At 49.1% G+C, this 25,641-nt stretch carries 21 protein-coding genes and 3 pseudogenes; 19 read left to right on the top strand and 5 right to left on the bottom strand.

The genetic code is table 11. The features are described from left to right. The first annotated feature begins 22 nt into the window (after window positions 1-22). The 16 genes and pseudogenes from BMZ79_RS29240 (at window position 23) to BMZ79_RS29165 (ending at window position 17,989) form a co-directional block, all read left to right on the top strand. The gene (locus tag BMZ79_RS29240) at window positions 23-1,492 is read left to right on the top strand and encodes a sulfatase family protein (RefSeq protein ID WP_090647585.1); all 1,470 of its coding nucleotides are present in this window, start codon (window positions 23-25) and stop codon (window positions 1,490-1,492) included. 2 nt (window positions 1,493-1,494) lie between these two features. Continuing rightward, window positions 1,495-2,841, top strand: coding sequence for a sulfatase family protein (locus BMZ79_RS29235; protein ID WP_090647583.1), 1,347 nt, complete (start codon window positions 1,495-1,497; stop codon window positions 2,839-2,841). 45 nt (window positions 2,842-2,886) lie between these two features. Beyond that, window positions 2,887-4,368 (top strand): sulfatase family protein, encoded by a 1,482-nt coding sequence (locus BMZ79_RS29230; protein WP_090647581.1) that lies wholly within the window; start codon window positions 2,887-2,889, stop codon window positions 4,366-4,368. Window positions 4,369-4,382: 14 nt separating this feature from the next. Then, window positions 4,383-5,780 carry a sulfatase family protein gene (locus BMZ79_RS29225; RefSeq protein WP_090647577.1) on the top strand — a complete coding sequence of 466 codons (1,398 nt, stop codon included), beginning with the start codon at window positions 4,383-4,385 and terminating at the stop codon, window positions 5,778-5,780. Window positions 5,781-5,800: 20 nt separating this feature from the next. Next, window positions 5,801-6,377, top strand: a pseudogene (locus tag BMZ79_RS29220) (tRNA-dihydrouridine synthase); the annotation flags it as partial. 504 nt (window positions 6,378-6,881) lie between these two features. After that, window positions 6,882-7,436, top strand: a complete 555-nt coding sequence (locus BMZ79_RS29215) for an SDR family NAD(P)-dependent oxidoreductase (protein WP_218154826.1) — start codon at window positions 6,882-6,884, stop codon at window positions 7,434-7,436. Window positions 7,437-8,072: 636 nt separating this feature from the next. Continuing rightward, complete coding sequence (locus BMZ79_RS29210; RefSeq protein WP_090647574.1) at window positions 8,073-8,636, top strand: TetR/AcrR family transcriptional regulator; 564 nt, start codon at window positions 8,073-8,075, stop codon at window positions 8,634-8,636. A 240-nt stretch (window positions 8,637-8,876) separates the two neighbouring features. After that, window positions 8,877-9,206, top strand: a complete 330-nt coding sequence (locus BMZ79_RS29205; RefSeq protein WP_090647572.1) for an antibiotic biosynthesis monooxygenase family protein — start codon at window positions 8,877-8,879, stop codon at window positions 9,204-9,206. Window positions 9,207-9,289: 83 nt separating this feature from the next. Then, the gene (locus BMZ79_RS29200) at window positions 9,290-9,610 is read left to right on the top strand and encodes an SDR family oxidoreductase (RefSeq protein ID WP_256253216.1); all 321 of its coding nucleotides are present in this window, start codon (window positions 9,290-9,292) and stop codon (window positions 9,608-9,610) included. Window positions 9,611-9,830: 220 nt separating this feature from the next. Further along, window positions 9,831-11,372 (top strand): aldehyde dehydrogenase, encoded by a 1,542-nt coding sequence (locus BMZ79_RS29195; RefSeq protein ID WP_371263818.1) that lies wholly within the window; start codon window positions 9,831-9,833, stop codon window positions 11,370-11,372. A 113-nt stretch (window positions 11,373-11,485) separates the two neighbouring features. Further along, window positions 11,486-12,049: a TetR/AcrR family transcriptional regulator gene (locus BMZ79_RS29190; protein ID WP_090647565.1), complete on the top strand. Its 564-nt coding sequence runs from the start codon at window positions 11,486-11,488 to the stop codon at window positions 12,047-12,049. 155 nt (window positions 12,050-12,204) lie between these two features. Continuing rightward, the gene (locus tag BMZ79_RS29185) at window positions 12,205-13,101 is read left to right on the top strand and encodes an oxidoreductase (RefSeq protein ID WP_256253215.1); all 897 of its coding nucleotides are present in this window, start codon (window positions 12,205-12,207) and stop codon (window positions 13,099-13,101) included. A 100-nt stretch (window positions 13,102-13,201) separates the two neighbouring features. Continuing rightward, window positions 13,202-14,314, top strand: a complete 1,113-nt coding sequence (locus tag BMZ79_RS29180; protein ID WP_218154825.1) for an MFS transporter — start codon at window positions 13,202-13,204, stop codon at window positions 14,312-14,314. Between the two features lie 19 nt (window positions 14,315-14,333). Further along, on the top strand, window positions 14,334-15,764 hold the full coding sequence (locus BMZ79_RS29175) for an aldehyde dehydrogenase family protein (protein ID WP_090647556.1): 1,431 nt from the start codon (window positions 14,334-14,336) through the stop codon (window positions 15,762-15,764). Window positions 15,765-15,863: 99 nt separating this feature from the next. Then, window positions 15,864-17,196 (top strand): annotated as a pseudogene (locus tag BMZ79_RS29170) (FAD-dependent oxidoreductase). Between the two features lie 241 nt (window positions 17,197-17,437). Then, the gene (locus BMZ79_RS29165) at window positions 17,438-17,989 is read left to right on the top strand and encodes an NAD(P)H-dependent oxidoreductase (protein WP_090647553.1); all 552 of its coding nucleotides are present in this window, start codon (window positions 17,438-17,440) and stop codon (window positions 17,987-17,989) included. Between the two features lie 190 nt (window positions 17,990-18,179). On the opposite strand, the gene BMZ79_RS29160 is transcribed toward BMZ79_RS29165, so the two are convergent. From BMZ79_RS29160 to BMZ79_RS29155, 3 genes and pseudogenes are all read right to left on the bottom strand, one after another. After that, window positions 18,180-18,386, bottom strand: a complete 207-nt coding sequence (locus BMZ79_RS29160; RefSeq protein ID WP_090647550.1) for a hypothetical protein — start codon at window positions 18,384-18,386, stop codon at window positions 18,180-18,182. A gap of 213 nt (window positions 18,387-18,599) precedes the next feature. After that, a pseudogene (locus BMZ79_RS33935) lies at window positions 18,600-18,729 on the bottom strand (transposase); the annotation flags it as partial. A gap of 81 nt (window positions 18,730-18,810) precedes the next feature. Further along, window positions 18,811-19,749 carry a helix-turn-helix transcriptional regulator gene (locus BMZ79_RS29155; protein WP_177222407.1) on the bottom strand — a complete coding sequence of 313 codons (939 nt, stop codon included), beginning with the start codon at window positions 19,747-19,749 and terminating at the stop codon, window positions 18,811-18,813. A gap of 371 nt (window positions 19,750-20,120) precedes the next feature. Between BMZ79_RS29155 and BMZ79_RS34875 the strand changes: the two genes are divergently transcribed. From BMZ79_RS34875 to BMZ79_RS29145, 3 genes are all read left to right on the top strand, one after another. Continuing rightward, window positions 20,121-20,267, top strand: a complete 147-nt coding sequence (locus tag BMZ79_RS34875; RefSeq protein WP_218154824.1) for a hypothetical protein — start codon at window positions 20,121-20,123, stop codon at window positions 20,265-20,267. A 16-nt stretch (window positions 20,268-20,283) separates the two neighbouring features. Then, window positions 20,284-21,615: a hypothetical protein gene (locus tag BMZ79_RS29150; protein WP_090647545.1), complete on the top strand. Its 1,332-nt coding sequence runs from the start codon at window positions 20,284-20,286 to the stop codon at window positions 21,613-21,615. A gap of 462 nt (window positions 21,616-22,077) precedes the next feature. Further along, window positions 22,078-23,610, top strand: coding sequence for an RCC1 domain-containing protein (locus BMZ79_RS29145; RefSeq protein WP_090647543.1), 1,533 nt, complete (start codon window positions 22,078-22,080; stop codon window positions 23,608-23,610). A 920-nt stretch (window positions 23,611-24,530) separates the two neighbouring features. Here the strand turns inward: BMZ79_RS29145 and BMZ79_RS29135 are convergent. Together BMZ79_RS29135 and BMZ79_RS29130 are read right to left on the bottom strand one after the other, a co-directional pair. Then, window positions 24,531-24,716, bottom strand: coding sequence for a hypothetical protein (locus tag BMZ79_RS29135; protein WP_090647537.1), 186 nt, complete (start codon window positions 24,714-24,716; stop codon window positions 24,531-24,533). A gap of 179 nt (window positions 24,717-24,895) precedes the next feature. Beyond that, window positions 24,896-25,630: a hypothetical protein gene (locus BMZ79_RS29130; RefSeq protein WP_090647534.1), complete on the bottom strand. Its 735-nt coding sequence runs from the start codon at window positions 25,628-25,630 to the stop codon at window positions 24,896-24,898. Between the last annotated feature and the right edge of the window lie 11 nt (window positions 25,631-25,641).

The following is a 25,641-nucleotide window of genomic DNA, read 5'->3' as shown; positions in this document are numbered from 1 at the left end:
GAGCAGCAGAGGAGGAAAACAAATGCCGCAGCCTGATCTATTGATCTTTTTATCCGATCAGCACCATGGAAACTACACGGGATATGCTGGTCATCCGGTCGTGCGAACACCCAATTTGGATCGGCTTGCCGCAGACGGAGTTGCTTTCGATACGGCGTACACGGCATGTCCGCTTTGCGTGCCGGCCCGGTCCGCCTTTCTAACCGGCCAACTGCCGTCCGTAACGGGAATTTTTTCGAATCAAGGCGCGATACCTGTGGATCAGCCTACCTTTATTCATTCGATTGCCGCAGAAGGCTATGAGACGGTGCTTTGTGGCCGGATGCATTTTGTCGGCGACGATCAGCGTCACGGATTTACGAAGCGAATTATGGGAGAGATCACTCCGCTGTATTGGGGTAGAGGGGGCAAGAAGCGGGCGGATTTGGGTCCGTATGTTGGCACGTTTAGTAAGGAGCGCTGCTTGGAGGTGGTCGGCGGCGGCGATTCGCCTGTTCTTGCCTACGACAGGGCCGTTGTTCAAGCGGCTCTTGACTATTTGCAAGAGGATCATGAGAAGCCGCAATGCGTGGTGGTCGGAACTTATGCACCGCATTTCAGCTATGTCGCTCCGACGGAGCTATACGCTTATTACCGCGATCTCGCTGAGCTCCCTCACCATAATGCAGTAGACGTTCTGGCAGGAAATCCGATTCTATCCAACAAGCAAAATCGAATTGATAGCGAGTTGATGAGAGACGTTCGGGCCGCCTACTTCGGCATGATCGAAAACATCGATCAGCAAATCGGTTCCGTTCATCAAGCTTGGCGTCAATATTTGGACCGGAACGAAAGACAAGGGCTTTTTGTTTATTTATCCGATCACGGCGATCAAGCGGGCGAACATCATTTCTACGGCAAGGAGACATTCTTCGAGGGCTCGGCGAGAATTCCGATTGTCGTGTCAGGCCATGGTATCGAGGGCTTTCAAGGAGGGAGGAACATTCAAGGAGCCGTCAGCATGCTTGATATCGGACCGACACTCTGCGATTTAATCGGTGCCGTTGCCCCGCCTGAACAATCAGGTCAAAGCTTGCTGCCACAGTTGCTCGGAGAAACGGAGAACCTGGAGCGGGCTGTTTTGAGCGAATATGTGGTGAAGGACGAAAAGGGACATCGCGTACCCGCGCGAATGGTCCGTAAAGGAAAATGGAAGCTCATTTCTTATACGTACTTTGAGGAACACGATTTGCTTTTTGACTTGGCGGGTGATCCTTTGGAAGGAACGAATTTGCGGCACGAGCAGCCCAGCGTTTATAGGGAGCTTCGGGCGATATTGGAAACAGACTGGGACATTCCGACTATCGTAAAGAGACAGGAGCAAAAAGAGGCCTACTATCGATTATTGTCAAAGTGGGGCGCGAGAGCGGACGTGAAGGAAGAGGAACGTTGGCCCATACCCGAATCTGCCCGTCAGCTTCCGGATCGGAATCCGAAAAGAGAGGCGAGATAAGGATGAAACCCAATATATTACTCATTACCGCCGACGATTTGAACTACAATTCTCCTGGGGTAACCGGATGCGGTGTCCGTGATGTAACGCCGAATATCGACCGGCTCGCCGGAGAAGGCATTCGGTTCCGGCATGCGCACGTGACGTCGGCCGTCTGCCAGCCGTCCCGGTCGGTGCTCATGACTGGAAAATATCCGCATCAAAATGGCGCCCTCGGCTTCGAGCCGATTAACGACAACGTATGCACGTTGCAGGAATTGCTGCGACAGGCCGGTTATTACAACGGCATTATCGGCAAAGAGGCGCATTTGGCGCCGACTTGGAAATTTTGCTGGGATTCATTTATTACGACAATGGACGAGGAGAATGGTTTCGGAAGAAGTCCGGAAGTGTATTATACGCACACGAAACACGTGATTGAGCAAGCAAAGCAAGCGGGGAAACCGTTTTTCCTTATGGCGAACTCGCATGATCCGCACCGTCCGTTCGCCGGAAGCGAGCAGGAATTGAAAAAGTTCGGCCGCTATACGAAAGCAAGTCGTCATTATACACCCGAAGAAATCGAGGTGCCCGGCTTCCTGCCTGATTTGCCCGACATTCGGAAAGAACTGGCACAGTATTTTACTTCCGTTCACCGCTGCGACGAAACCGTCGGGGAAATTTTGCGAGCTTTGAAGGAATCGGGGCTGGAGGAACAAACGCTCGTCATGTTTTTAAGCGACAACGGCATGGCGTTTCCTTTCGCCAAGACAAATTGCTATTTAACGAGCACGAGGACCCCGTGGATCATCCGCTGGCCCGGGCGCGTAAAACCCGGAACGGTGGACGAAGAGCATATGATCTCGGGGATCGATTTTATGCCCACCGTATTGGAAACGGTCGGTTTGAACGCCCCCGAAGATTTGAACGGAGATTCATTCCTGCCTTTATTGACGGGCGGTAAGCAGGTTCATCGAACTAAAGTGTTTACTTTTTTCACGCAAACGGCGGCAAAACGCGATTTCCCGATGCGCTGCGTACAAAACCGGCGTCTCGGGTACATCTACAACGCTTGGTCGGATCAGGAAACCGCATTCAAAAACGAATCGCAGAGCGGCCGGACGTTCAAAGCGATGGAGGAAGCGGCGCAGCATGACGAGTATGTTCGGCGGAGAACTCATTTCTTTCAATACCGGGTAAGAGAAGAGCTTTACGATTTTGAACAAGACCCGGATGCGCTGGTTAATCTGATTGATGAGCCCGAATATCGGCAACAGCTTGCGGATTTTCAGAGCGACATGCTAAACATGATGGAATCAACGGGGGATCCGTTGACACAAACGTTCCAGGAGCACCTCGCCAGTCGTTAGTGACATGAAGTTTACAGCTGAATTTGTTGCGGAAGGAAGATTCCAATGAAAACGGGTAATCCGAATATTTTGCTAATTATGACGGACCAGCATCGCTTCGATTGTTTGGGAGCTACAGGCAATCCCGATGTAAAGACACCTAATATAGATCGTTTGGCAGCGGACGGCGTCATTTACGACAACTGCTTTTGCGCCGCTCCGTTTTGCACCCCCTCCCGGTATTCGTTCGTAACCGGCCTGTATCCCCATCAGCATCATGGCAAGACGAATCACAGCACCATCCCGAGAGGGACAAGAACGTTCCCGCGCGAATTAAAACTCGCCGGTTACCGTACAAAAGCTGTAGGTAAGATGCATTATACGCCTACCTATCTGGACGTCGGCTTCGAATCGATGGAGCTGGCCGAACAGGCCGGTCCGGGGAGGTTTGACGACGATTATCATCAATATTTAATGGAGCATGGCCTTGCGGATCTTCATGATTTGATGGATCAGGTCAATGAATACCGGGTTCGTGCGCCGCAGCATTATTACGAGCAGTTCGGCACACGTGAATCCGACCTTCCGGAGGAGCACTATTCAACGACATGGATCGGAGATAGAGCGCTCGACTCCTTGCAGGCGTGGGAGGGAGAAGGTAACTTGCTGATGGTCAGCTTTATCAAGCCCCATCATCCGATTGATCCGCCCTCTCCCTGGAGCAATATGTACGATCCGCGCAAGTTAAAACCGCTGCCAGGGTGGACGGAGCAATGCCTGGAGAGGGATCTGCAGCGCAACCGTGGATTTTTCCCGCATGAAGAGTTGAAATTGGAGACGTTGCAGAACGCGATGGCGCTGTATTATGGCTCTATTTCACAGATCGATCATCATGTCGGGCGGCTGGCTCAGGCACTGCAGGAAAAAGGGATGTATGAAGATACGCTGATTCTGTTTACAAGCGATCACGGCGAATATATGGGATTTCATCATATGCTGTTAAAAAGCAACTATATGTACGACCCGCTTTCCAAAATTCCGTTGATCATCAAGTTCCCCGGCAATCGGTGGCACGGTATACGGAGAACGGAGCTCACCAGCAATGTGGATATCGCCCCGACACTGCTTCGGCAATGCGGAATCGAAGCTAAAGATCTCCCGGGAAAAGATTTGGCGGCGGCGGAAGCGGAGCGTCAATATGCGTTGTCCGTCAATTTGAACGAGTACATGCTTCGTTCGCAAACGCGCAAGCTGATTTATTCGAGAAATCCGGTCCAGCGGTTATTTTTTAATTTGGAAACCGATCCGTACGAGATGAACAATTTATATGAAGCCCCGGAGTACCATGATGAAGTTCAGTCGTACATCCGCAAGCTATCCGATATGATTTTGTTTGAGACGATGCCGACGAGCCATTTGGATGATGAGGCGCCTGTCGTCCTTGAGGAGGATAACAAGCGGAATTTGGTCGACAAACATAAGATCGCCGAGGAATGGTATAGAGTGCGCATGAACAACTTTCTCCAAGGAAGCGAAGTCGGCAATTGAAAGGAGATAAGCACGTGGAAATAAAGAGACCGAACATTTTGTATATCATGAGCGATGACCACGGCTGGCAGGCGATGAGCTGTTACGGCAGCCGGATAAACCGGACACCGAACTTGGATCGGATCGCAAACGGTGGCGTCAGGCTGGACAACTGCTTTTGTACGAACTCGATATGCGCGCCAAGCCGGGCTGTAATTCTATCTGGCAAATACAGCCATCTAAACGGGGTGAAAACACTCGCAGACAAATTCGATGGTCGGCAGGTCACGTTCCCGAAGCTTCTGCAGGCCAGCGGCTATCAGACTGCGCTGTTTGGCAAATGGCATCTGGGCCACGGTGGAGATTCGGATCCGACCGGCTTTGACGATTGGAAGGTGCTTCCCGGTCAAGGCAAATATCACAATCCGATCTTCATCGAGGCGGAGGGAATTGAAAGGGAAGTCCCCGGCTATGTCACCACGCTGACGACCGATTTTTCGCTGGATTGGCTCGAAGCCCGCGACAAGTCGAAGCCATTCTTGCTGACGTGCCACTTCAAGGCACCGCATGGGCCTTGGGAGCCGGATCATAAGCACGAGAAGCTTTACGAAGATGTGGAGATCCCGGAACCGGACACGCTATACGATAATTATTCGAACCGGTCTGGTGCCGCAAGAGCAGCCAAGATGCGGATTGACCGCGATTTGCCGAACCGCATCCCAAAGTACCAGATTGCCGAGGGGCTGTCGGAAACGGAAGCCAGAAAGCGGATATATCAGCATTTCATCAAGGATTATTTACGCTGCGTCGCTTCGATCGACGAGAATGTCGGACGTTTGCTCGACTATTTAGACGAACAGGGACTGACCGAGGATACCATTGTCGTATATACGTCTGACCAAGGCTTTTACCTCGGCGATCACGGTTGGTATGACAAACGTTTCATGTATGAGGAGTCACTTCGAATGCCATGTCTGATCAAATACCCGCGTGAAATCCCGGCCGGCACATGCACCGACGCGTTCGCCGTCAATGTGGATTTCGCGCAAACGCTGCTTGATTACGCAGGAATTGAGGCGTCCAAAGAGATGCAGGGCTGTAGCTTACGGCCGATCTTAGAAGGCCAAGTGCCTGAAGGATGGCAAACATCCGTTTATTATCGTTACTGGATGCATCTTGATAAAATTCATAACGTGTATGCCCACTACGGGGTACGGACTGAAAAGTACAAATTGATTTATTACTATGGGGAGGCGCTCGGCTCTAGCGGAGCCCAAGACATATCCACGCCAAAAGAGTGGGAATTGTTTGATTTAGAGAAGGATCCCAGGGAGCTTTACAACGTTTATGGCCGTCCCGAATATGCGGAGATCACGGTACAATTAGAGAGAGAGCTGGAACGTCTTCGCGAAAAGATCGGAGATACCGATTAACGAGGATGGGCGATCAAATAATGAAAGAAAACTTTTGGCGCGATTTACCACAACCTTTTTTTGTACTAGCACCCATGGAAGATGTGACAGATGTTGTTTTTCGCCATGTGGTAAGTGAGGCAAGCAGACCGGATGTGTATTTTACGGAGTTTGCGAATACGGAGAGTTATTGTCACCCAGAGGGGCACAAAGGAATTTTTCCGTGAAATGAGCATTGGCATGGCGAAAGAAGGATTCAAAGCCATCGATATTAATATGGGTTGTCCAGTGGCGAATGTAGCAGAGAATGGAAAGGGCAGCGGCCTGATCTGCCGTCCTGAAATCGCAGCGGATATCATCCAAGCCGCCAAAGCCGGAGGACTTCCTGTCAGTGTAAAAACAAGGCTCGGTTTTAGTGACCTAGACATGGCGTGACTGGTTAACCATATTTTGAAACAAGACATTGTTAATCTGTCCATTCATCTTCGGACAAGTGAGGAAATGAGCAAAGTAAAAGCTCATTGGGAACTGATTCCGGAGATTAAGAAGCTTCGTGATGAGGTGGCACCAGATACACTTCTGACCATTAACGGGGATATCCCTGACCGTCAGACTGGCCATTGGTTTACAACCAGGGGCACGAGATCTGGGATCGTACGCCAGTTCATTCATTATTTCACTACGTGATTTCGTCTCGAGAAAGCATTTTTTTGACCGGCCAGCCGAGCTGCTGCTGCAGAACATATAATGTGACACATCAGTATAAAAAGCCAGAATACTAAACGACTAAAAAGAGGGACGGCCTTATGACTCAATTATAAAGTTCAAAAAGAGCAGGCTCCTCAACAAATATGAGGTGCTTGCTCTTTTTGAACTTTTTCAGTGGCCTCATTTAGATCGGTCTCTTTCTCAGCTTTCGTTTTTGGCACATTGTTTGAGCAGTTTACGCTTTATTGCAAGGAGGGGCTGCACTTCACTTCAGGTATCGAGTCGTTAGAATTCTATCTGCAGCTCCCTCAGACCGCGCATGAGAATGCCGGGGCGCCATTCGAGACTGGTAAACGATGCGCCGAGCCGCAGAGTAGTAATGGCCATCTTGCACGAATATCTAGGAGGTTGCTAATGATGAAACTGGGCTTTATTGGATGCGGGAACATTTCAGATGCACATCTGAACGGATTAGCGATGCGAAGTGTGGAAGAATTTAAACCGGTCGATCAAAGCATGCTAAAGGTCGAACTTATTGAAAAACATGTTGGCGTACAGCTACCAAAATTCGTTTTTCATATCTCCGAACATGCCCGGCAACGTTGGACTGAACGTGGCATTGGCACGGATCTACTATCAAGAATCAAAGCAACTCCACTTCTTTTTGAAGACGAGATAAACAAACGCCGTGTATATGGTGGGGGGACGCCGGGCATGGGAGCTTATCAAACTGCAAAATACGCGGTAGAAGGTTTTTCGGAAGTCTTAAACAATGAGGTTAAGCCATTTGGCGTTAGGGTCACCATCATTGAACCTGGGGCATTCCGTACCGACTGGCAAGGTTCATCCATGATTAGGGCGAGCGTAGGATTGGATTATGAACAAACCGTCGGGGCCTTAAACAAAATGCGCGAACAAACCGATGGCAAACAACATGGAGATCCTGCCGTGCAGCTCAAATCATTGTAAATCTTACAAAGGAGACTCAGCCTCCTCTTCGTTTGTTACTCGGAGCAGGAGCGCTTGAAATGGCACTGAAGTCAGCGAAAGATCGAATCGCCGAAACCGAGAAATGGGCTGAAATCAGCAAGTCAGCGGATTTCCCTGCTGAGTGATTCTACGGAGGATCAAATGGATAAGTGCAACCGTTCAGCATCACAGAATAATGGCTAATGGGGCAGTCCACATTACATCACCGCAGGCGAGACGATTCTCTCTTATGAGGCAAGTGACCTTCAACCAAGCACCTCCTTCCTATACTTTTAAAATAGAAGCAAAGAAGAAGGACGGCAGTTGGACAACGGGCGGACCGTCTGTGTCCGCAACGACAATTGACGCGTATTTAGCATCCGTTTTACAAATCATTCAAAGCTTCGGATCAAGGACCTCTTTATACGTGTCTATTTTGTAATCAATCATCCTTTGCGTCTCCAGAAGCGGTCGATCCGATCATTTTTATAAGCATAATGAATCTAATGCTACTTTTACCGAGATAACTATGGAAGAAGCAGTATTTCACGTTTACGAATCTGTTAACAAGCGAAATTTCATAAATGTTGACATGTGATGCTTTCTCGTACTAATGTTAGTTTTAGAGGTGGGGATATGAGCAAGAAACAAGACATTATGGCTGCGACGCTTGACTTGATACATGAAGAAGGGCTGCAGTCGGTCACATTTTCCAAAATATTCAAGAGAGCGAATGTCGGGTCCGGCACAATATATAACTACTTTGCGAATAAAGAAGAAATGGTAAACCATGTTTATAAAGAAGCTCGGATGCATATGGGGGAATACCTTTTGCAAGGTTTTAACCCAGAAGAGAGTCTCTTCGAACGCTTTAAACGCCTTCAGTTAAATAGGTTGCAGTTCGGCATCCATTTTCAGAAGGAGTTTTTATTTATAGACAATTTTTCCTTTTCCCCGTACATCTCGCCGGAATTGCGACAAATGGATGATGCTCACCATTCGAGAGAAGTGATTCTTTCTCTAATTATCGAGGGGCAAAAACAAGGTGTAATCAAAGAGATGGATTCAAATTTATGTCACCAACTCATACATGGAATTATTTCATCGATTCTTAAGGGATATTATATACACAAATATCCTTTAAACGATTTCCAGATCCAACAAATCGTCGAAGCCTCTTGGAAAGCCATACTCGTATAAATCGCAGAAAGCGATTAAGTTTATGAAGGGATCAAGAACTTGCCGTTAAGCAAGAGCTTGATCCCTTTAGATTATTAAACCATCCTTGACCACACCTTACTCGCAAACGCAGTTAACCTTAACGGTTGAGAGCGTGAACTGACACGTTTTATTCGTTGTATAAAAGCAGGTACGGTAACTAACAATAATACCTGAGAAAAAATTTTTGCCGCTTTTCAGAAAACAGCGAAGGAGCCCACGATGACTCAAATTTCCACAAGCAACAAAGTCGTGACCTTTATCAACGTGTTTACCGTCGAGCCCCAAAATCAAGACCTACTTCTCGAATTGCTTACTCAAGCAACGGATGTCTCCGTTCGATATGCGCCCGGATTCGTTTCATGTAGCCTTCATCGAGGAACGGATGGAACGAAAGTAACGATGTACGCGCAATGGAGTACCATGGAGCATTACCAAGCAATGCGAAATGACCCAAAACCTCTTCCGTATTTACAAGAAGCGATGACGATAGCGAAATTTGAGCCCGGTTCATATGAAGTCGTTAAAACATTTGAACCTATTAAGGTGTAGTGTGCCACATCTCTTAGAAATGACACTAGTCAAACGCTTTTACTTCATTTTATCCCCATTGCTGTATATCGCAATAGGGGATTTTGTTTTGGGAAAAACCACAAACCATCCGTTATGCGCCGGCGATAATTGACCTGAACTACTTCGTCAACAACGCCGGACAAGGCCTGCACGCCCGCGGCATTCGCGTCAATTCCGTCGCGCCAGGAGCGATCATGACGGATTTCGCCGGAGGAACGCTTCGGAACAATTCGGCTCTTCAAGCACAAATCGGCTCCGTTACGGCGTTTGGCAGAGCAGGGGAAGCCGACGACATCGAAGGCGTTATCGCCGCGATTTGCTCGCCGGAAATGGGCTGGTTGAACGCGCAAAGAATCGAGGCATCGGGCGGCATGTTTCTGTAAGCCGCATACGCCTGCCGTCCCCAAATGCGACACTTTCAAAATTGGAATTTATGTTCCGATATGACGCTGTATTCACCAGTCAGAACGTGTTTAAATGTGATATTGAACTGTCCGAAGTTGACCGTATATAATATCAAACGGAATAATTATTCCGAAATTGCTTGACTAACACCTGGTTGAGAGGGTAGACTAGGTCTCATGGAACAAACATTCCAATTAAATGCGGTACAGAGGAGGCGAATGGCATACAGCGACAAACAATTACCGAAAGTCTCGTCCCCCCGTCTCCAAGCCATGGAGTCATAAACTATACGATCCTAAAGGAGAAACGAAAATGAAAATATACGACAAACTATTTATCGGCGGTCAATGGAAAGCGCCAATCAACCAAGAAGTCATCGAAATTCTTTCCCCGCATGACCAATCCGTTGTAGGCAAAGCGGCTCAAGCTTCGCCCGCCGATATCGATTTGGCCGTTGCGGCGGCCAGAAAAGCGTTCGATAACGGTCCTTGGCCGAAAATGACGCCGGGCGAACGCCAAGATCTCGTCGCTCGCTTCAATGAATTGCATGCCGCGCGCGCGGACGAAATCGCGGTTCTGATCACTTCCGAGAACGGTACGCCTAGCTGGTTCACGAACGGACTGCAGCACTCTCTGTCCGAGCAAACGAACGCTTACCTTCGCGCCGCGAAATCGTACGCTTGGGAAGAAACGCTGAACGACGGCAAAGGTCCGATCATTCGCCGCGAAGCGGTCGGCGTCGTCGCAGCGATCATTCCTTGGAACGCACCGCACCAATCGGCTCTTGCCAAAATGATCCCCGCATTGCTTGCGGGCAATACTGTCATCCTTAAAGCATCTCCGGAAACGTCCATAAACGCGCTCTTGCTGGGCGAAATCTTCGCTGAAGCCGGGCTCCCCGAAGGGGTCGTAAGCATCGTGCCGGCCGGCCGCGAAACGAGCGAATACCTCGTCTCTCATCCGGGCGTCGACAAAATCGCGTTTACGGGTTCGACCGGAGCCGGTCGCCGCATCGCTTCCATTGCGGGCGAGCAGCTCAAGCGTGTAAGCTTGGAGCTCGGAGGCAAATCCGCGACGATCATTCTCGACGACGCGGATCTCGAATCCGCCGTTCAAGGCTTGAAATATACGTCTTTCGTAAACAACGGAGAAAGCTGCGTAGCGCATACCCGCGTGCTTGTCTCCAAAAAACGTTACGAAGAAGCGGTCGCCTTGATCAAAACGATGACCGAAAGCCTCGTCGTGGGCAATCCCGAGGACCCTGCGACCTTCATCGGTCCAATGGTACGGGAAGACCAACAAAAACGCGTTCAATCCTATATCGAATTGGGAATTAAAGAAGGCGCGCGTCTCGTTACCGGCGGAACGGAAGTTCCCGCGGGCTTGGAAGGCGGCTTCTACGTCAAACCGACCATCTTCGCGGACGTCGACAACAGCATGCGCATTGCGCAAGAAGAAATCTTCGGTCCTGTGCTCGTCGTTATTCCTTACGAAGACGAAGCCGATGCCGTGCGCATCGCGAACGATTCGCCATTCGGCTTAGGCGGAGGCGTCTGGTCGGGCACGAAGGAACACGGTTTAGAAATCGCTCGCCAAATCCGCACGGGTAACTTCGTCGTTAACGGCGCGACGGTGTCGTACGAAGGACCGTTCGGCGGCTATAAAGCGAGCGGCATCGGCCGTGAATTCGGCGTTGTCGGCTTGGGCGCGTTCGTCGAGCATAAATCGATCAACATCTAATTAAAGGATAAGGTCGAAAGGGCGTAAACCCCGGTCGCTCAACTAACCCCAATGCCCTTAGTCGTTCCGGCAGGATCGATTAAGGGCATTCATTTTAAGGAGAGGTGGAGAGAATGGGCAAGAGACAGGATATTATGGCTGCCACGCTCGACCTGATTCACGAGGAAGGGCTGCAGTCGGTGACCTTCTCGAAAATATTCAAGAAAGCGGACGTCGGATCCGGCACGATTTATAATTATTTTTCGAATAAAGAAGAATTGGTCAACGCCGTCTATAAGGAAGCGCGTATGCTCATGGGGAAATATATGCTGCAAGGCTACGATCCGACGGCAAGCCTTTACGAGCGGTTTAAATGCCTTCAGTTGAACAGGCTGCGCTTCGGCATTCATTATCCGAAGGAATTTCTGTTTATCGACAGCTTTTCCTTCCCGCCGTATATTTCACCGGAACTCCGCAACATGGACGATTCCCGAAATTCGGTCGAAGTCGTGCTTTCCCTGATCGTCGAAGGCCAAAAGCAAGGCCTATTCAAAGAAATGGATACCCATCTGTGCCATCAATTCATTCACGGCATTGTGTCTTCGATTCTAAAAGGCTATTACGTGCGGAAATATCCGTTAAACGAGAGCCAGACGCAGCAAGTTCTGGAGTCGTCCTGGAAAGCGTTGCTTGTTTGAATTACCATGATATCCAATTACTTTACGGAATATAAATTCCATAAAACGATGTATAATAAACGATCAAGCTCCTCATAACCATGTAGAAATGCATGAGTAAATCGCGGAAAGTATAATTCTTGCCGAATTGTTTGGAATAGATATTCCGGTTTTCGTTGACTTATGCGATAGTGAGGAGCTATACTAATTGTGGAACAAACATTCCGAATATCAGCTCAAAGGAGATCATGAATATGCAAAAGTTGATTACGGGCAGCTCGCGCGGGTTCGGCCGCAGTCTCGCCGAAGCGGTTCTCGCGAAAGGCGAACGCCTCGTCGCAACGGCTCGGAAAACGGAGCAGCTCGCCGATTTGGCGGAGCGCTACGGAGACCTGGTTCGCCTCGTGACGCTGGACGTTAATCAGTACGTTCAAGCTCAGTCGGCTATCAAAGCCGCGTTCGAAGCGTTCGGTCGTCTGGACGTGCTCGTGAACAACGCGGGTTACGGCAACGTCTCCTCCATCGAAGAAACGTCGATGGAAGATTTCCGAGCTCAAGTGGAAACGAACCTGTGGGGCGTCGTCAACGTGACGAAAGCCGCATTGCCTTTACTGAGAGAACAGGGACACGGCCACATCGTCCAGTTCTCCTCCATCGGCGGCCGTATCGGAGCGCCGGGGCTTGCGCCATACCAAGCCGCGAAATGGGCGGTCGAAGGCTTCTCCGAAGTATTGGCCAAAGAAGTCGGGCCGCTGGGAATCAAAGTGACTTTGGTTGAGCCGGGCGGATTCCGTACCGAATGGGCAGGCTCCTCGATGCAACAAGTCGAGCCTCGCGCCGAGTATCAAAACACGGTCGGCTACATGATGAAGCACTTCCGCGAAAATACCGGTAAAGAGAAAGGCGATCCAGCTAAAGCCGCGCAAGCGATCATAACGATCGTGAACGAAGAGAATCCGCCACTTCGATTGCTGCTCGGAAGCGACGCCGTCGAGCTCGCGAACGCGATGGACAACGGCAAGCTGGAAGAGACGAAACGTTGGGAAGCGATCAGCCGCTCGACCGATTTCTGATTTCTAAATCAATCCCTTAGGGCGAAAGAAGGTTTCGTCATTGAAAGAAAGCGCAAGAATCGCATTATTGTCGTTGGTCGTTACGACTACCTTCGGAACGATGATGGCCGCACCGGCGCTTAAACCGCTGGCCGTGGCGTTCCCGAATACGGACGCTCTACTGGTACAATGGGTCGTTACAATATCTTCTTTATTCATATTGCCGACTTTGTTTTTATCCGGTACGCTGGCCAAAAGATTCAATCGAAAATCGATTCTGATCACGGGACTGGTGTTGTATTTAATCGGCGGCGTCGGTCCGGCTTTCATGCAGTCGTTCGATTTAATCTTGGTTTGCAGGGCGATCTTAGGCCTCAGCATCGGCTTAATCTCGCCGACCTTCAATTCGTTGATCGCGGAAAACTTCCAGGGCGAAGCGCGGTCGCGCATGAACGGCATTCAAACGTCGATCAACGGTATCGGCGGCGCCATTTTCCTTTCGATCGGCGGTTTTATCGCATCGCTGGGGTGGAGAGACGTCTTCATGACGTATTTCTACGCAGTGGTGCTGCTGATCTTGGTAATCGCGTTTCTTCCAAAATTTCCGCCTCTTCAAACCAGTCAATCGACGAAATCTTCCGCGAAGCTGCCGAAGTTTTTCATCGCGGTCGCGATCGCGGGCGGCTTCCATACGATGATGTTCGCGTTGATTCCGACGAATCTTTCGCTGTTCATCGCGAATAATGGAATCGGCAGCGTATCGTCGGCAGGTTACTTGATTGCGTTTTCGTTAGTCGGCGTTTTTATCGGTGGACTTTTCATAACGCGAGTAACCAAAGCATTCAAAAAAATGCTCGTTCCGCTCGTTTTGATTTTGATGGGCGGAGGTTTCCTGCTCCTTTCTTCGGCCCACGCGGAATGGACGGTCGCCTTGGCGGTGTTCATGATCGGTTTGGCTGAAGGGGTGCTCTTCCCGTTATCCTTCATTAAAACGTCGGAAGTCGTTCCGACGATAATCGTTACGACGGGCATTTCCTTGCTGCTCGCGTGCGTATATATTTGTCAATTCCTGAGCCCGTTGTTCGTTACAGGAGTCGAAGCGCTGCTTCGTTCGGATTCGACTCGCGACGTGTTCACGGCCGTAGCCGTCGGTTTGGCCGCGGTTGCCGTCGGATTCCTGCTTTTTTCCCGCAACAAGATGCGCGCAACGTCGCCATCCGCAACAAAAATCTAATAACAGGTGGTACTTCCTAATGAGACACATTGACAAAATTTATATTAACGGCGAATTCGTAACCCCGCGGGGCACGGAGCGTCAAGAATTGGTGAATCCTTCGACGAGGGAAGTATTCGCGACATTGGCGCTCGGCAACGAGGAAGATGCTAAGCTTGCGATCGCGGCAGCCAAAGCTGCATTCCCCGCTTTCTCCAGAACGACCGTGCAAGAAAGAGCGGATATGCTGCAACGTCTGAACGATGCCATCTTGGCGAGAACCGACGAACTGGCGGAAGCCAACATTCTCGAATACGGCGCTCCCAGAATGCTTTCCGTTCCTCGCGTGCAACTGGCCGCGATGAACTTGATGATCAGCAAAGAAGCGCTCGAGGAATTCGAATTCGTTCATTATATAGGCAAAGCCAAAGTCGTCTCCGAGCCTGTCGGCGTCATGGGGATCATCACGCCATGGAACGCGAGCTATTCGCAAATTACGGCGAAGCTTGGCGCCGCTATCGCCGCGGGCTGCACGGTCGTCATTAAACCGAGCGAAATGAGCGGCTTGCAAACCCAGCTGTTGACCGAATGCTTCGATGCGGCGGGTATTCCTGCAGGCGTCATTAACGTCGTTAACGGTCTTGGCGCAACGGTCGGGGCGGAATTAACTCGCAATAAGGACGTCGCGATGGTCAACTTCACCGGCTCGACTCGGGTCGGTAAAGAAATCCGCAGAGCGACGGTAGATTCGATGAAACGCGTGACTCTGGAGCTGGGCGGTAAATCGCCTTATATCGTGCTCGACGACGCGGATTTCTCCAAAGCGATTCCGGCCGCCGTCAAATCGTGCTACTCGAACAACGGTCAAGCTTGCGTTGCCGGCACGAGATTGTTCGTTCCCGAGCATCGCTTGGAAGAAGTAAAACAGCTGGCCCGCGCGACGGTCGAATCGATGAAAGTCGGCTTGCCGACCGAAGCCGATACGAATCTCGGTCCGATCGTGTCGGAGAAGCAATACAATCAAGTTCAGCACTATATTAACCTCGGCCTTCAAGAAGGCGCGGAACTCGTGGTCGGCGGCGCAGGCCACCCAGTGGGACTGGAGCAAGGTAACTTCGTAAAACCGACCGTATTCGCCAACGTTACGGAAGACATGACGATAGCGAAGGAAGAAATTTTCGGACCGGTACTTTCGATCTTGACGTTCAAAACCGAAGAAGAAGCCATCGAAATGGCGAATAACACGGACTATGGCCTTGGCGCGTATATCAGCTCGAGCAACCTGGAGAAAGCGAACGAGCTGGCTACCCGGATTCAAGCCGGTTCGGTGCTCATCAACGGCGCCGGCTTCGAGATGAAAGCTCCGTTCGGCGGTTACAAGCATTCCGGCATCGGCCGCGAATACGGCGTGCACGGGCTGGAAGACTGCTTGGAGACGAAGACGATCACCGGCTACGATTTGCCGATGTAACTCGCGGTTGCTTTTTGAATACCAAGTTCTTAGTCGAGAACTTGGTTTTCCTTTCTCGAATTATGTGAAATGAATCACAAACTATTGGAGGGAACAACGATGAAAATCGTAGTAGTCGGCTGCACCCATGCCGGAACGGAAGCGACGAAGGACCTTGCGCGCATGTATCCGGACGCGGAAATTAACGTATACGAAAGAAACGACAACGTATCCTTCCTTTCCTGCGGCATCGCGCTTAACGTCGGCGGGGTAGTGGAGAACCCGGAGGATTTGTTCTATTCGTCTCCCGAAGAGCTGAGCGCTCTCAGCGTCCATATGTTCATGCAGCATGAAGTGCTCGAAATCGACGCGAAGAACAAACGGCTTCAAGTCCGCAATCTCGTGACGAACGAGCGCTTCTCCGATACGTACGACAAACTCGTCATGACGACGGGCTCCTGGCCGGTCATTCCCGATTTACGCAACATCGGGCTGGTCAACATTCTGCTTTGCAAAAACTACAATCACGCCTTGACGATCATCGAGAAAGCCGAACACGCGAACAACATCGCCGTTATCGGCGCGGGATATATCGGCATCGAGTTGGTCGAAGCTTTCGAGCATCACGGCAAAAACGTCACGTTGATCGACAATATGGACCGTGTGTTATTCCGGTACTTGGATCCCGAAATGACGGACCGAGTCGAGGCATCGTTCTCCAACGCGGCATCCGCTTGGCGCTCGGGCAGACCGTGACCGGCTTTGAGGGAAAAGACGGAGTCGTGACGACCGTCGTCACGAACGACGACGAATATGTCGCGGATCTGGTCATTCTATGCATCGGCTTCCGGCCGAATACGCAGCTGTTGCAGGGGCAAGTCGACACGCTTCCTAACGGCGCGTCCATCGTCGACGAATACATGCACACGAGCGACCCCGACATCTTCGCGGCGGGCGATAGCTGCGCCGTGCGATACAATCCGACGGGGGAGCAGTCTTATATTCCGTTGGCGACGAACGCGGTGCGCATGGGTTCTCTTGTCGCGCGCAATCTACTGAAGCCTACCGTGAAATACTTGGGTACGCAAGTGACTTCCGCAATCAAAATCTACGATCTGCACATCGCTTCGACAGGCATGACGGAAGCGGCCGCGCTAGCGACGGGCATGAACGCGAAGAGCATCGTCGTCGAGCAAAATTACCGACCCGAATTTATGCCGAGCTACGAGAAAGCGATGTTGAAAGTCGTCTACGAGGAAGAGAGCAAGCGCATCTTAGGAGCCCAAGTATTGTCCAAAGCCGACTTGACCCAATCGATCAATACGATGTCGGTCTGCATCAAAACCGGATGACGATGGAAGAACTCGCCTACGTCGATTTCTTCTTCCAGCCTCATTACAACAAACCGTGGAACCTTCTTAACGCGCCCGGACTCGAAGTCGTTCACGGATGAACGTCTAATAAAGAAGCAGCCAAGTCCACGTAGAGTGGGGCTTGGCTGCTTCTTTTTATAACAACCGGTTGAATTTGTTAACGATTATCGATCAGGCGATTTTTGAGATAGATCAAAAAAAGCGAATAACTTATCCGCAAAATGAAAACGATAAAAATCATGTACACCTTCAAGAGTTCGAAATGATCTCTGCACAAATAGGTGATGGAACTAAATGTAACGAAAGGAAATTCATTTACTTATGAAAAAATCATTAGTTTTGGTTGCTCATCCGAACTTAGAAAACTCCAAAGTAAATAAAAGATGGTTAGAGGAAATACAACAGTATCCTTCGTTTATAACAATTAATGATTTATATGCAAACTATCCCAATTTTCAAATTGATGTTGTAAAAGAACAACGGCTCGTAGAGCAGCATGATCGAATAATTTTTCAATTCCCGTTCTACTGGTATAGCTCACCACCGTTATTAAAAAAATGGCTGGATGATGTATTGACATATGGTTGGGCTTTTACATCGAAAGGAAGCAAGTTAAAAGGAAAAGAACTCGCACTTGCCATTTCAATCGGAGGATCCGAGAGTGATTATCGTCATGGTGAAGGAGAGGGTTATTCAATAAATGAACTAATTAGTCCTTTTCATGAAACGAGCAATTTAATTGAGACAAATTTTTTAGTTCCATTCACACTTTTTGGCACTGATAAAAAGAGTGATAAAGAGTTATGTGAGAGTGCTAGAGAGTATGCAAATTATGTACTTACAAGCGCTTTAGAACCTTTCGTTAATGGATAGTAATTCTCTTTCAAAATCTTGATGTATTTTTGTCGGGTGACAAGAACATTATCTCATTAGAGGTCGTGAAAATCGCTGTTTTTTTATTTATGGGATCAAGTTCTTGTCAAAACCCAATGACAAGAACTTGATCCCATTACCGAAATTGACAAGAACTTAATCTCATTCCCGCGAAGAGCTTGGAAGCGCATCATATCACGTACCCCGTTGGTCCAGCTTCGTAGCAGACGTGCAGCTGCTCCGGTGTTCCTATTTTCTTCATGAGTTTACGCATGGCTTCAGGTGTGTGGGGAAAGTTCCCTAGGAAACGCGGTTCACCACGACCAGCATCCGCGATGGCAACAGAGATGATATCTTTTGATACATCTAAACCAACATATTTTGTGAAATCCTTCATAATACGGCTCCTTTCGAATGTAGCTCTGCATGTGGTTTTAAGTAGAATCCACTACACATTGTAACCACATGCAACCTACGTTAAGCGATTGAGGCCGCCTCGTTCATTATGACTAACGGGACACGATAGCACGCTGCCGAAGGCAATGCAGACTGAAAAACAAAGCATTAGACTGTAAAAATAAAGTTGTTGACTGGGGACTGGCATTAAGAAGACGCTGGGGTCAACGCCAGCGAAAGCCACCAGTTTTTTGGCATGGTTGAATCGCTCTATTTCAACCACCAACCAAAGTTGTTGCAGCAATCTTGGCGCCGATACCGGGGATTAATTGGATAAGCTTATATGCATTTTCGAAGCGTCACGACGTATGGGTTAGTTCTTTTTCCATTGGCTGTGACCTCAATACCGGACCGGGACCAGTGATTTATTCGTACAAGCTCGTGATTTGTGTGCCCATGCGCTTGATCTTATCCGCCACAAAGGCTGGTTCCAGAACTTTAACGTCAGGACCGTATGAGAGAATCATTCCGTACATCCAGTGGTTGTCCGGACAGCTGGCTCGGACCAGCAACGATCCATCATCCCGGACTTCGACGTTGGCCGGTCCGAAAGCCTCCTCCACACGTACGCGTAATCGTGGTCGGAATAGCAGTTGAAGCTCGACGACGGATCCGGTCTCCTGATTGCCCCAGCGTGTGTCGAGCTCCTCCATGCGCACGCCGCGGCTTGCGAAATACTCCAAATGCACGCGGAGCTCTGTCAGTCTGGAAAGACGGAATGTCCGGTAATCGCCGCGCAGTTTGCAATAGGCGTACAAATACCAAGCGTATCCCTTCCAGGCAAGCCCGATCGGCTCGACTTCCCGATGCTCATGGGTTCCCTCCGTATTGGTGTAAGTAAAGGAAACGACGGTGCGGTTTCTGGATGCCTGACGGAGCTGTACGAGTATCGTTCTATCCTTGATGCCGCCGCCGTGCCATAAATTCGTATCGAAGATGAGCGTCTCACCAGTCTCCTCCAGTTGCTTCTGCTCGGATCGGGAGATCAGCGCTTTGATTCTGGTCAGCAGGTCGTCCATCTCTTCATCATCCAGCGACGCACGAACGCCCTTGAGCGCGGACAAAATCGATTGGAGATCTTCCAGCGTGACAATCTGCCTGTCAATGCGAAATTGCTCCATAATTTCATAACCCCCGTCGTTCCCCGTAAAGGCTACGATGGGGATTCCTGCGGCATTGATCGTATCAAGATCCCGGTAGATCGTCCTATGTGAAACTTCAAATTTCTCGGCCAGCGTCTGGGCGTTCACTCGGCGCCGGCTGAGCAGCATCATTGTAATGCCGAACAATCTCTCAATCTTCAAGGTGTGTCCCTCCCCTCTAAACCATATTTTACAATTTCGGTGGAATTCCTTCGACTTTTTTTGGCGGCCGTTTTTTCTCTGACAGATAGTTGTCAGAAAGGGTTCCTTACAATGAGGACATAAGCCAAAACAAATTATAGGAGGATATCCACGATGAACACGAAAACACATCATCCACTGTAAGCATAATCCGGCAGTACCGCTTTGAGGTTTCCCAAACCGAGCTGGATGATCTGAATCTTCGGCTTCGCATGACCCGCTGGTCCCTTGACCGATCCTGCTTCCTTTGGCGGCGCCGCGTCGGATGCCTATCACCTCGTCATTCCGTCCCTGCCCAGTTTAGGACTGTCCGGCCCGACGACGGAAACAGGATGGACACCGAGCCGTGCTGCAGCTGCGCTGACCAACTGATGGAAGCACTCGGTTATGAGGGGTATGGGGTGCAGGGCGGAGACATGGGGGCAATGATCGCACCGGATATCGGCCGCATCGTGGCACATCGGGAGATCGGCAAATGAAGGAGATGAATATCTCATGAGAGATCGACTCATCCGGATCGCGATAGTTGCGCTAATTGTCGGTGTCGCGCTGGGATCGAACCTAAAGGGTTTGCGCCTAATGGACTGGATGTTGCTTGCGAGCTTCGCTGTGTTGAGCTTTTGTGCTGGAGTCATGCAGGGACGCGCCATCGCCAACTTCTACGCGGGACTCATCACTGCCGAAGTGCGGACCGCAGTGATTGCCGCGTCGTTTGGGGTGATCGTTGCACTAAAGACACTCATTGCGATGAGTCATGTCTCCAATTTGCAGAATTCAGGTACATCTCTATTGGTCCAGATTTGTTTCTCTATATTTGGGCTGTTCCTGGGTCGCGGAATTCTGCTGAGGTATTACCAACCGAGTCGTAGCTTGTCTAAAAATGGATGGATGAAGGGTTCATCACTTCATGTAGCACAAAATCCCGCTCGTCAAAAGGAGATACCCAGAATCCACCTTATCATCCGCGGCCTCGTCGGCGCTTTACTGGTTGCGGGGGTACTCACGGCATTCAGCGCGTTACTAACTTCAAACGCAGGACTAAAAACCTTCTCCATTCAAAATATCACCATTCAAGTACTCTCCGGCGTCCTGTACGTTGGGATCATGTTTCCCTTGGCTCGCCAAGTTACGGGTCCGTTTTCGCGCTTCCTGGCCATCTTCGTTCCGCTATATGTCACTGGAGCATTGGCCGACCTCGTTGAGGCGTATTTCTATACCACACTGTTAACGCTTGCCAAACTATTCGGAGCTCTGATAATTGAGGCATTTCCACTCACCATCATTGCGTGCATCATTGCGTGGCTCTTTCCGGCAACCGTGAAGGCACGCTGCACCTCCCGTTTGGGGGAAATCTTTAGTGAACGTCCGTTCACATCCTGGGTTTGGAGAATTGTCCTTGCGGGTGTGCCCTACGCCGCTATATATCTGCTGTTCGGAGCACTTGTTACACCGATAGAACACGCCTACTATCACGACCAAGCCTTCCTGGCGACGCTTCACACCCGAGTTCCTTCGACCACTACGACTCTGATCCTGGAAGCATCTCGCGGAATCCTCTTTGTGTGTGCCCTTCTGCCGGTCATTGCCTTCACGCGCTATTCACGTTGGGCTACAGGTCTGTACCTTGCACTGATCGGGGCGGTACTAGAAGCGTGGGTCCCGCTGCTCGGATACACCTCATGGCCGATGATGATGCGAGTAGGTAATGTATTGGAACTCACGGGAGATGCATTCGGTCGCGCGCTTTTAATGACTTTGCTAGTGGTGTTACCCCGACACCAATCCGATGCCAAGGTTTCGGAGAATAGTCCGACATATTTTCCTTAACCGATTGAAGTGGATCTGCACGTTCTAATAAGGGCTCGTTAGATCCCACGCCACAGGATTTATAGGAATCCCAGTCGAAGAATTTGTAATCTCAGAGCCTTTCGGAAACAATCTATGTTCTTGTCTTGGGTAATGGACAAAACTTATTTCAATAAAATGGTGACCTCATAATACGAACCGATACGATAGTTCAACAAATAATGGCCTGCCGGCGTCGGCGGGCCATTATGATAATTCTGAGTCGGTGATAAGCTACGGGCAAAGTAGTCCCATCAGCACATTGAAACCCGACTATTGCATGGTAAAATTTAGTTGCTAAAGAGGCTGTCCCAGGGGACCGTTCGCACCCGTTTGACCCAAGTCCAAGATCGAGCGGTTTTATGATGTGGGGTTGTTGCCAAGGTCATGCTCGAAAGGTTGGTTTAGATGCGTCTGAACAAGATGAGAGGAGAATGAATCATTATGATAAAACAATCTCAAAAATTCATGATTATCATCTGTCTGCTTGTTGGTCTTGTATCTGTATCCAACATAGCGGCTGCTGCGGAAAAATCGGTGCAACAGGTTGATGGAGGGGATTTTCATACTATCGCTCTCCAAAGTGACGGTACAGTATGGGCATGGGGAAATAATTGGGACGGCCAGCTCGGCGATGGAAGTAAGGCAGGCCGTGTCACCCCCGTTCAGGTCAAGAGCATCACAAATGTGGTCAATGTAGCTGCAGGTAGTTGGCATAGTTTGGCCCTTAAAAGCGATGGAACCGTCTGGGCGTGGGGGAGCAATTCCCATGGTCAACTTGGTGATGGGAGTACGACAGACCGGGATACACCCGTACAAGTGCTGGGTCTCGATTCGGTAGTCGCCATCGATGCGGGCGGTGATCATAATTTGGCCCTCAAAAGCGATGGAACCGTTTGGGCGTGGGGGAGTAACAACTGGGCCCAGCTTGGCGACTGGACTAATATTGACCGTCATACCCCCGTTAAAGTAATTACGACAGATTCGGTAGGCCGCGATCTCGATTCGGTAGTTGCGATCGCCGCGGGCAGTGAACATAATTTGGCACTCAAAAAGGACGGAACCGTCTGGGCGTGGGGATCCAATGGTACAGGCCAGATTGGTATCGGCCCTCTATATGAAATGACGAATCTTACCCAAGTACCCAACCTCAAATCGGTGATCGCAGTCGCTGCCGGGGTCGATCAAAGTCTAGCACTCCAGAACGACGGGACTGTCTGGGAATGGGGGGGGGTCCAAACGGAAACGGACGGATCGCAGGGATATAGAGCAGATCCGCCATTTCAGGTGAAGGGTCTCCATACGGCAGTCGCCATCACTGCACCAGGTGATCATAATTTGGCCCTTAAAGACGACGGGACCGTCTGGTCATGGGGGGATGGCCGACTGGGCGTCGAGAGTGCAGATCCTCCGGTTCAGGTGCAGGGTCTTCGTTCGGTAGACTCCATCGCCGCAGGAAATCTCCATAATATGGCTATTAAAGGCGGAACCATCTGGACATGGGGAGATAATCTCTATGGTCAACTGGGAGACGGAACAATGACAGACCGTGATGCTCCCGTTCAGGTTGATCTGAACCAAACGGGCTCATTCCAGCTTTCCGATTCCAAATCTTATTCAAACGGCGGATCCACTTATGATTACTCGTTATATTACGGATACATTTCGTCATTCGGACAAGAATTGAGCGGATCTTGGAGTCCGCCTGCAGGTTTCCACGGAACCGTTACGGTCTCCATGATTTCCCCAGCGGGGGTAGATTATGACCTTAGTCTGACAACGGTTGGCGAAGACAATCAATCGCCGGAAGAAACGGGGAAATACCCGGATAGTACTGAGTTCAGTAAAGCGGTTGTTCCCCCAGATTCCGCAGTCGTGTGGAGGGTGAAGGGACACTCGGACAACGACTATAGTCAGGATGAGAAAGTTTTCGTTTACGTGGCCATCCAATATGAACTGAACATATGGCCAAGTTAACGGAGTTGAAAGCTGTAGGTGTAGACATTGCAAAGTTCAAACATGCGGCTCGCGCACATCAAGTACCGCTGATATATGACTTTGAAGAATGATTAAGTAGCAGCTGGAGCAAGTATATGCCGAATTGGGCTTGTCTCGCGATGGCAAACTCGAGCTGGAAGAAAGATTGGATGAATTACTCATACAGATTCCACATTGCCACAATTGCTGGACCATTAAAGGGATTGGAAGAGGCACTATAGCAGGTTTCCTAGCAAAGAGGTAGGTGACATTAGCCCGTACCGTCAGGATCGAGACGATTGAAAAGCAGCAGCGCCAGAGATTTGTTCTAGCAGCTAATCTAATACTTTTGCACAAAATTCGGATTTTGTACACATGTCCCGTTGCCTCTCCCGAACGAGTCACCGGCGGGCGGCGGCGGCTCCCGGATTGACTGCTACAACCCATTTTTTCGATAGCATAAAAAAAAACCGTCGTTGAGTTCGACGGTTTTTAATCACTAATTAAACATCCTTCTTGTTCCTTTTTATGAGTCCTAGTAGTCCAATAATAAGGCAGACCATGCTCACTGCCCAAAAAAGCACTACTAATCCAATATAAAGTGAGTTTTCTTCTGATTCCATAATAGAGTTTGTATTAGTGGAATCATTTAACCAATGGATAGCAGTAAAATAGGCTATAACCAAGAAAAATATCTGCAAAAATAAAAAGTTTAGTAAGAGATGTTTAGTCTTAATGACGTAGTAGAGCACTATAAAAAAATATGGAATTATAATCACAAAAAACAGTAAGCTGAGCATTGACACTAACTCTTCTTCTATCTCCATAATTTGAACCAATCCTTTTACTTAATATCTTCTATATCCCATGCCAAATCCGATACTATAATTTTATCATTTTTAGCGGTAGGATTATTTGCTTTAATCGGCTGCGTTACCCATCATGATGCGGGCATCTGCAGAGAACGGTGTCCCAATCCAGCCTTCGTCGGTTAGCTTACGGCAAGTCTGCAGACCGCCGCCCAAGAACGTATCCGGTGCGTCACCAACGCGCAGGTTTTTAGCCTGCGCTAGCTCGATCACCTTCTTCGCATCGTCGCGGCGCACGCGTAAGGCTTCTCCACGTAGAATGATTTTCTTACCGTTTCGGCGCTCCAGAGCGCGGCAGAAAGCGATTTCCCGGTACCGGTTTAGGCCTCAATAAATATATTCAATAAGAGCGCCTCCCTGATGGATAAATAAACTGAGGCGCTCTATTTTAAAAAAGTACGAACACCTCAACCTATTCAGATTTTAATTTCTATCAACTCAAATTTAGGAACATTTTTTACCTGAATCTCTCGTAGATTGTCGAGATAATATTTTCTATCTCCAAAAGAATTCTCTCCAAGATATCTTTTTAACTCATTCTCTAAGTTTTCATCACTGTCTGAATCGGCAGGAGATTTTGTGAGAAATGTTACTATCGCATTTGAATATTCCTCCGATTTAAACCACGGCCCATTTAGTAACTTTTTCTCTCCAAAGAAGTCAACATATGTTTTACTGAAGTAATTACACCAAAAAACTCCTGGTAATCTAGTGTCCAATCCTCCTGGAACAAATTGCCGATCAATTGCTTTCTCTGTAGAAATATATGAATACAGTCCATTAAATTTATCATTAATTTGTAAGAATAGTTCAATAAACTTCTGTTGAGATTTATTAAACGCATTATCAGCAACATACAATGTCACCCAATTAGGTCGAATATATTTCTGGCCTTTATTCCATTCCATAATGAAAGAAAATGAAGGATTTTTCTTTTTACCCATCAATCCTCCAGTTATCCTATCTTTACCTTGTTCTGCTTTTGACCAGAGTTCAATTGCTACTTCCTTACTAAATTCTACTTTCAAAGGTTCATAAATTCCTACTTTGTCCGGTAATAAATCTTGTTTTTCTAGTATTTCCAGAAATAAAGCCGCCTTTTCTTTTGTTCCGATAAAAGAGTTGAAATAAAAAGACATTGTAATCAACATCTTCACTCCTT

The sequence above is a fragment of the Paenibacillus sp. UNC496MF genome (assembly GCF_900113915.1).
GTDB lineage: Bacteria > Bacillota > Bacilli > Paenibacillales > Paenibacillaceae > Paenibacillus_Z > Paenibacillus_Z artemisiicola.
Note: the sequence above shows the minus strand (reverse complement) of the source record. Positions and strands in the feature narration are given on the sequence as shown.

Excerpts from the sequence above, each read along its gene's own strand:
- BMZ79_RS29240 (WP_090647585.1), top strand. The coding sequence starts at position 23 with ATGCCGCAGCCTGATCTATTGATCTTTTTATCCGATCAGCACCATGGA.
- BMZ79_RS29235 (WP_090647583.1), top strand. The coding sequence starts at position 1,495 with ATGAAACCCAATATATTACTCATTACCGCCGACGATTTGAACTACAAT.
- BMZ79_RS29230 (WP_090647581.1), top strand. The coding sequence starts at position 2,887 with ATGAAAACGGGTAATCCGAATATTTTGCTAATTATGACGGACCAGCAT.
- BMZ79_RS29215 (WP_218154826.1), top strand. The coding sequence starts at position 6,882 with ATGATGAAACTGGGCTTTATTGGATGCGGGAACATTTCAGATGCACAT.
- BMZ79_RS29210 (WP_090647574.1), top strand. The coding sequence starts at position 8,073 with ATGAGCAAGAAACAAGACATTATGGCTGCGACGCTTGACTTGATACAT.
- BMZ79_RS29205 (WP_090647572.1), top strand. The coding sequence starts at position 8,877 with ATGACTCAAATTTCCACAAGCAACAAAGTCGTGACCTTTATCAACGTG.
- BMZ79_RS29195 (WP_371263818.1), top strand. The coding sequence starts at position 9,831 with ATGCGGTACAGAGGAGGCGAATGGCATACAGCGACAAACAATTACCGA.
- BMZ79_RS29190 (WP_090647565.1), top strand. The coding sequence starts at position 11,486 with ATGGGCAAGAGACAGGATATTATGGCTGCCACGCTCGACCTGATTCAC.
- BMZ79_RS29180 (WP_218154825.1), top strand. The coding sequence starts at position 13,202 with ATGATGGCCGCACCGGCGCTTAAACCGCTGGCCGTGGCGTTCCCGAAT.
- BMZ79_RS29175 (WP_090647556.1), top strand. The coding sequence starts at position 14,334 with ATGAGACACATTGACAAAATTTATATTAACGGCGAATTCGTAACCCCG.
- BMZ79_RS29165 (WP_090647553.1), top strand. The coding sequence starts at position 17,438 with ATGAAAAAATCATTAGTTTTGGTTGCTCATCCGAACTTAGAAAACTCC.
- BMZ79_RS29160 (WP_090647550.1), bottom strand. The coding sequence starts at position 18,386 with ATGAAGGATTTCACAAAATATGTTGGTTTAGATGTATCAAAAGATATC.
- BMZ79_RS34875 (WP_218154824.1), top strand. The coding sequence starts at position 20,121 with ATGGACACCGAGCCGTGCTGCAGCTGCGCTGACCAACTGATGGAAGCA.
- BMZ79_RS29150 (WP_090647545.1), top strand. The coding sequence starts at position 20,284 with ATGAGAGATCGACTCATCCGGATCGCGATAGTTGCGCTAATTGTCGGT.
- BMZ79_RS29145 (WP_090647543.1), top strand. The coding sequence starts at position 22,078 with ATGATAAAACAATCTCAAAAATTCATGATTATCATCTGTCTGCTTGTT.
- BMZ79_RS29130 (WP_090647534.1), bottom strand. The coding sequence starts at position 25,630 with ATGTTGATTACAATGTCTTTTTATTTCAACTCTTTTATCGGAACAAAA.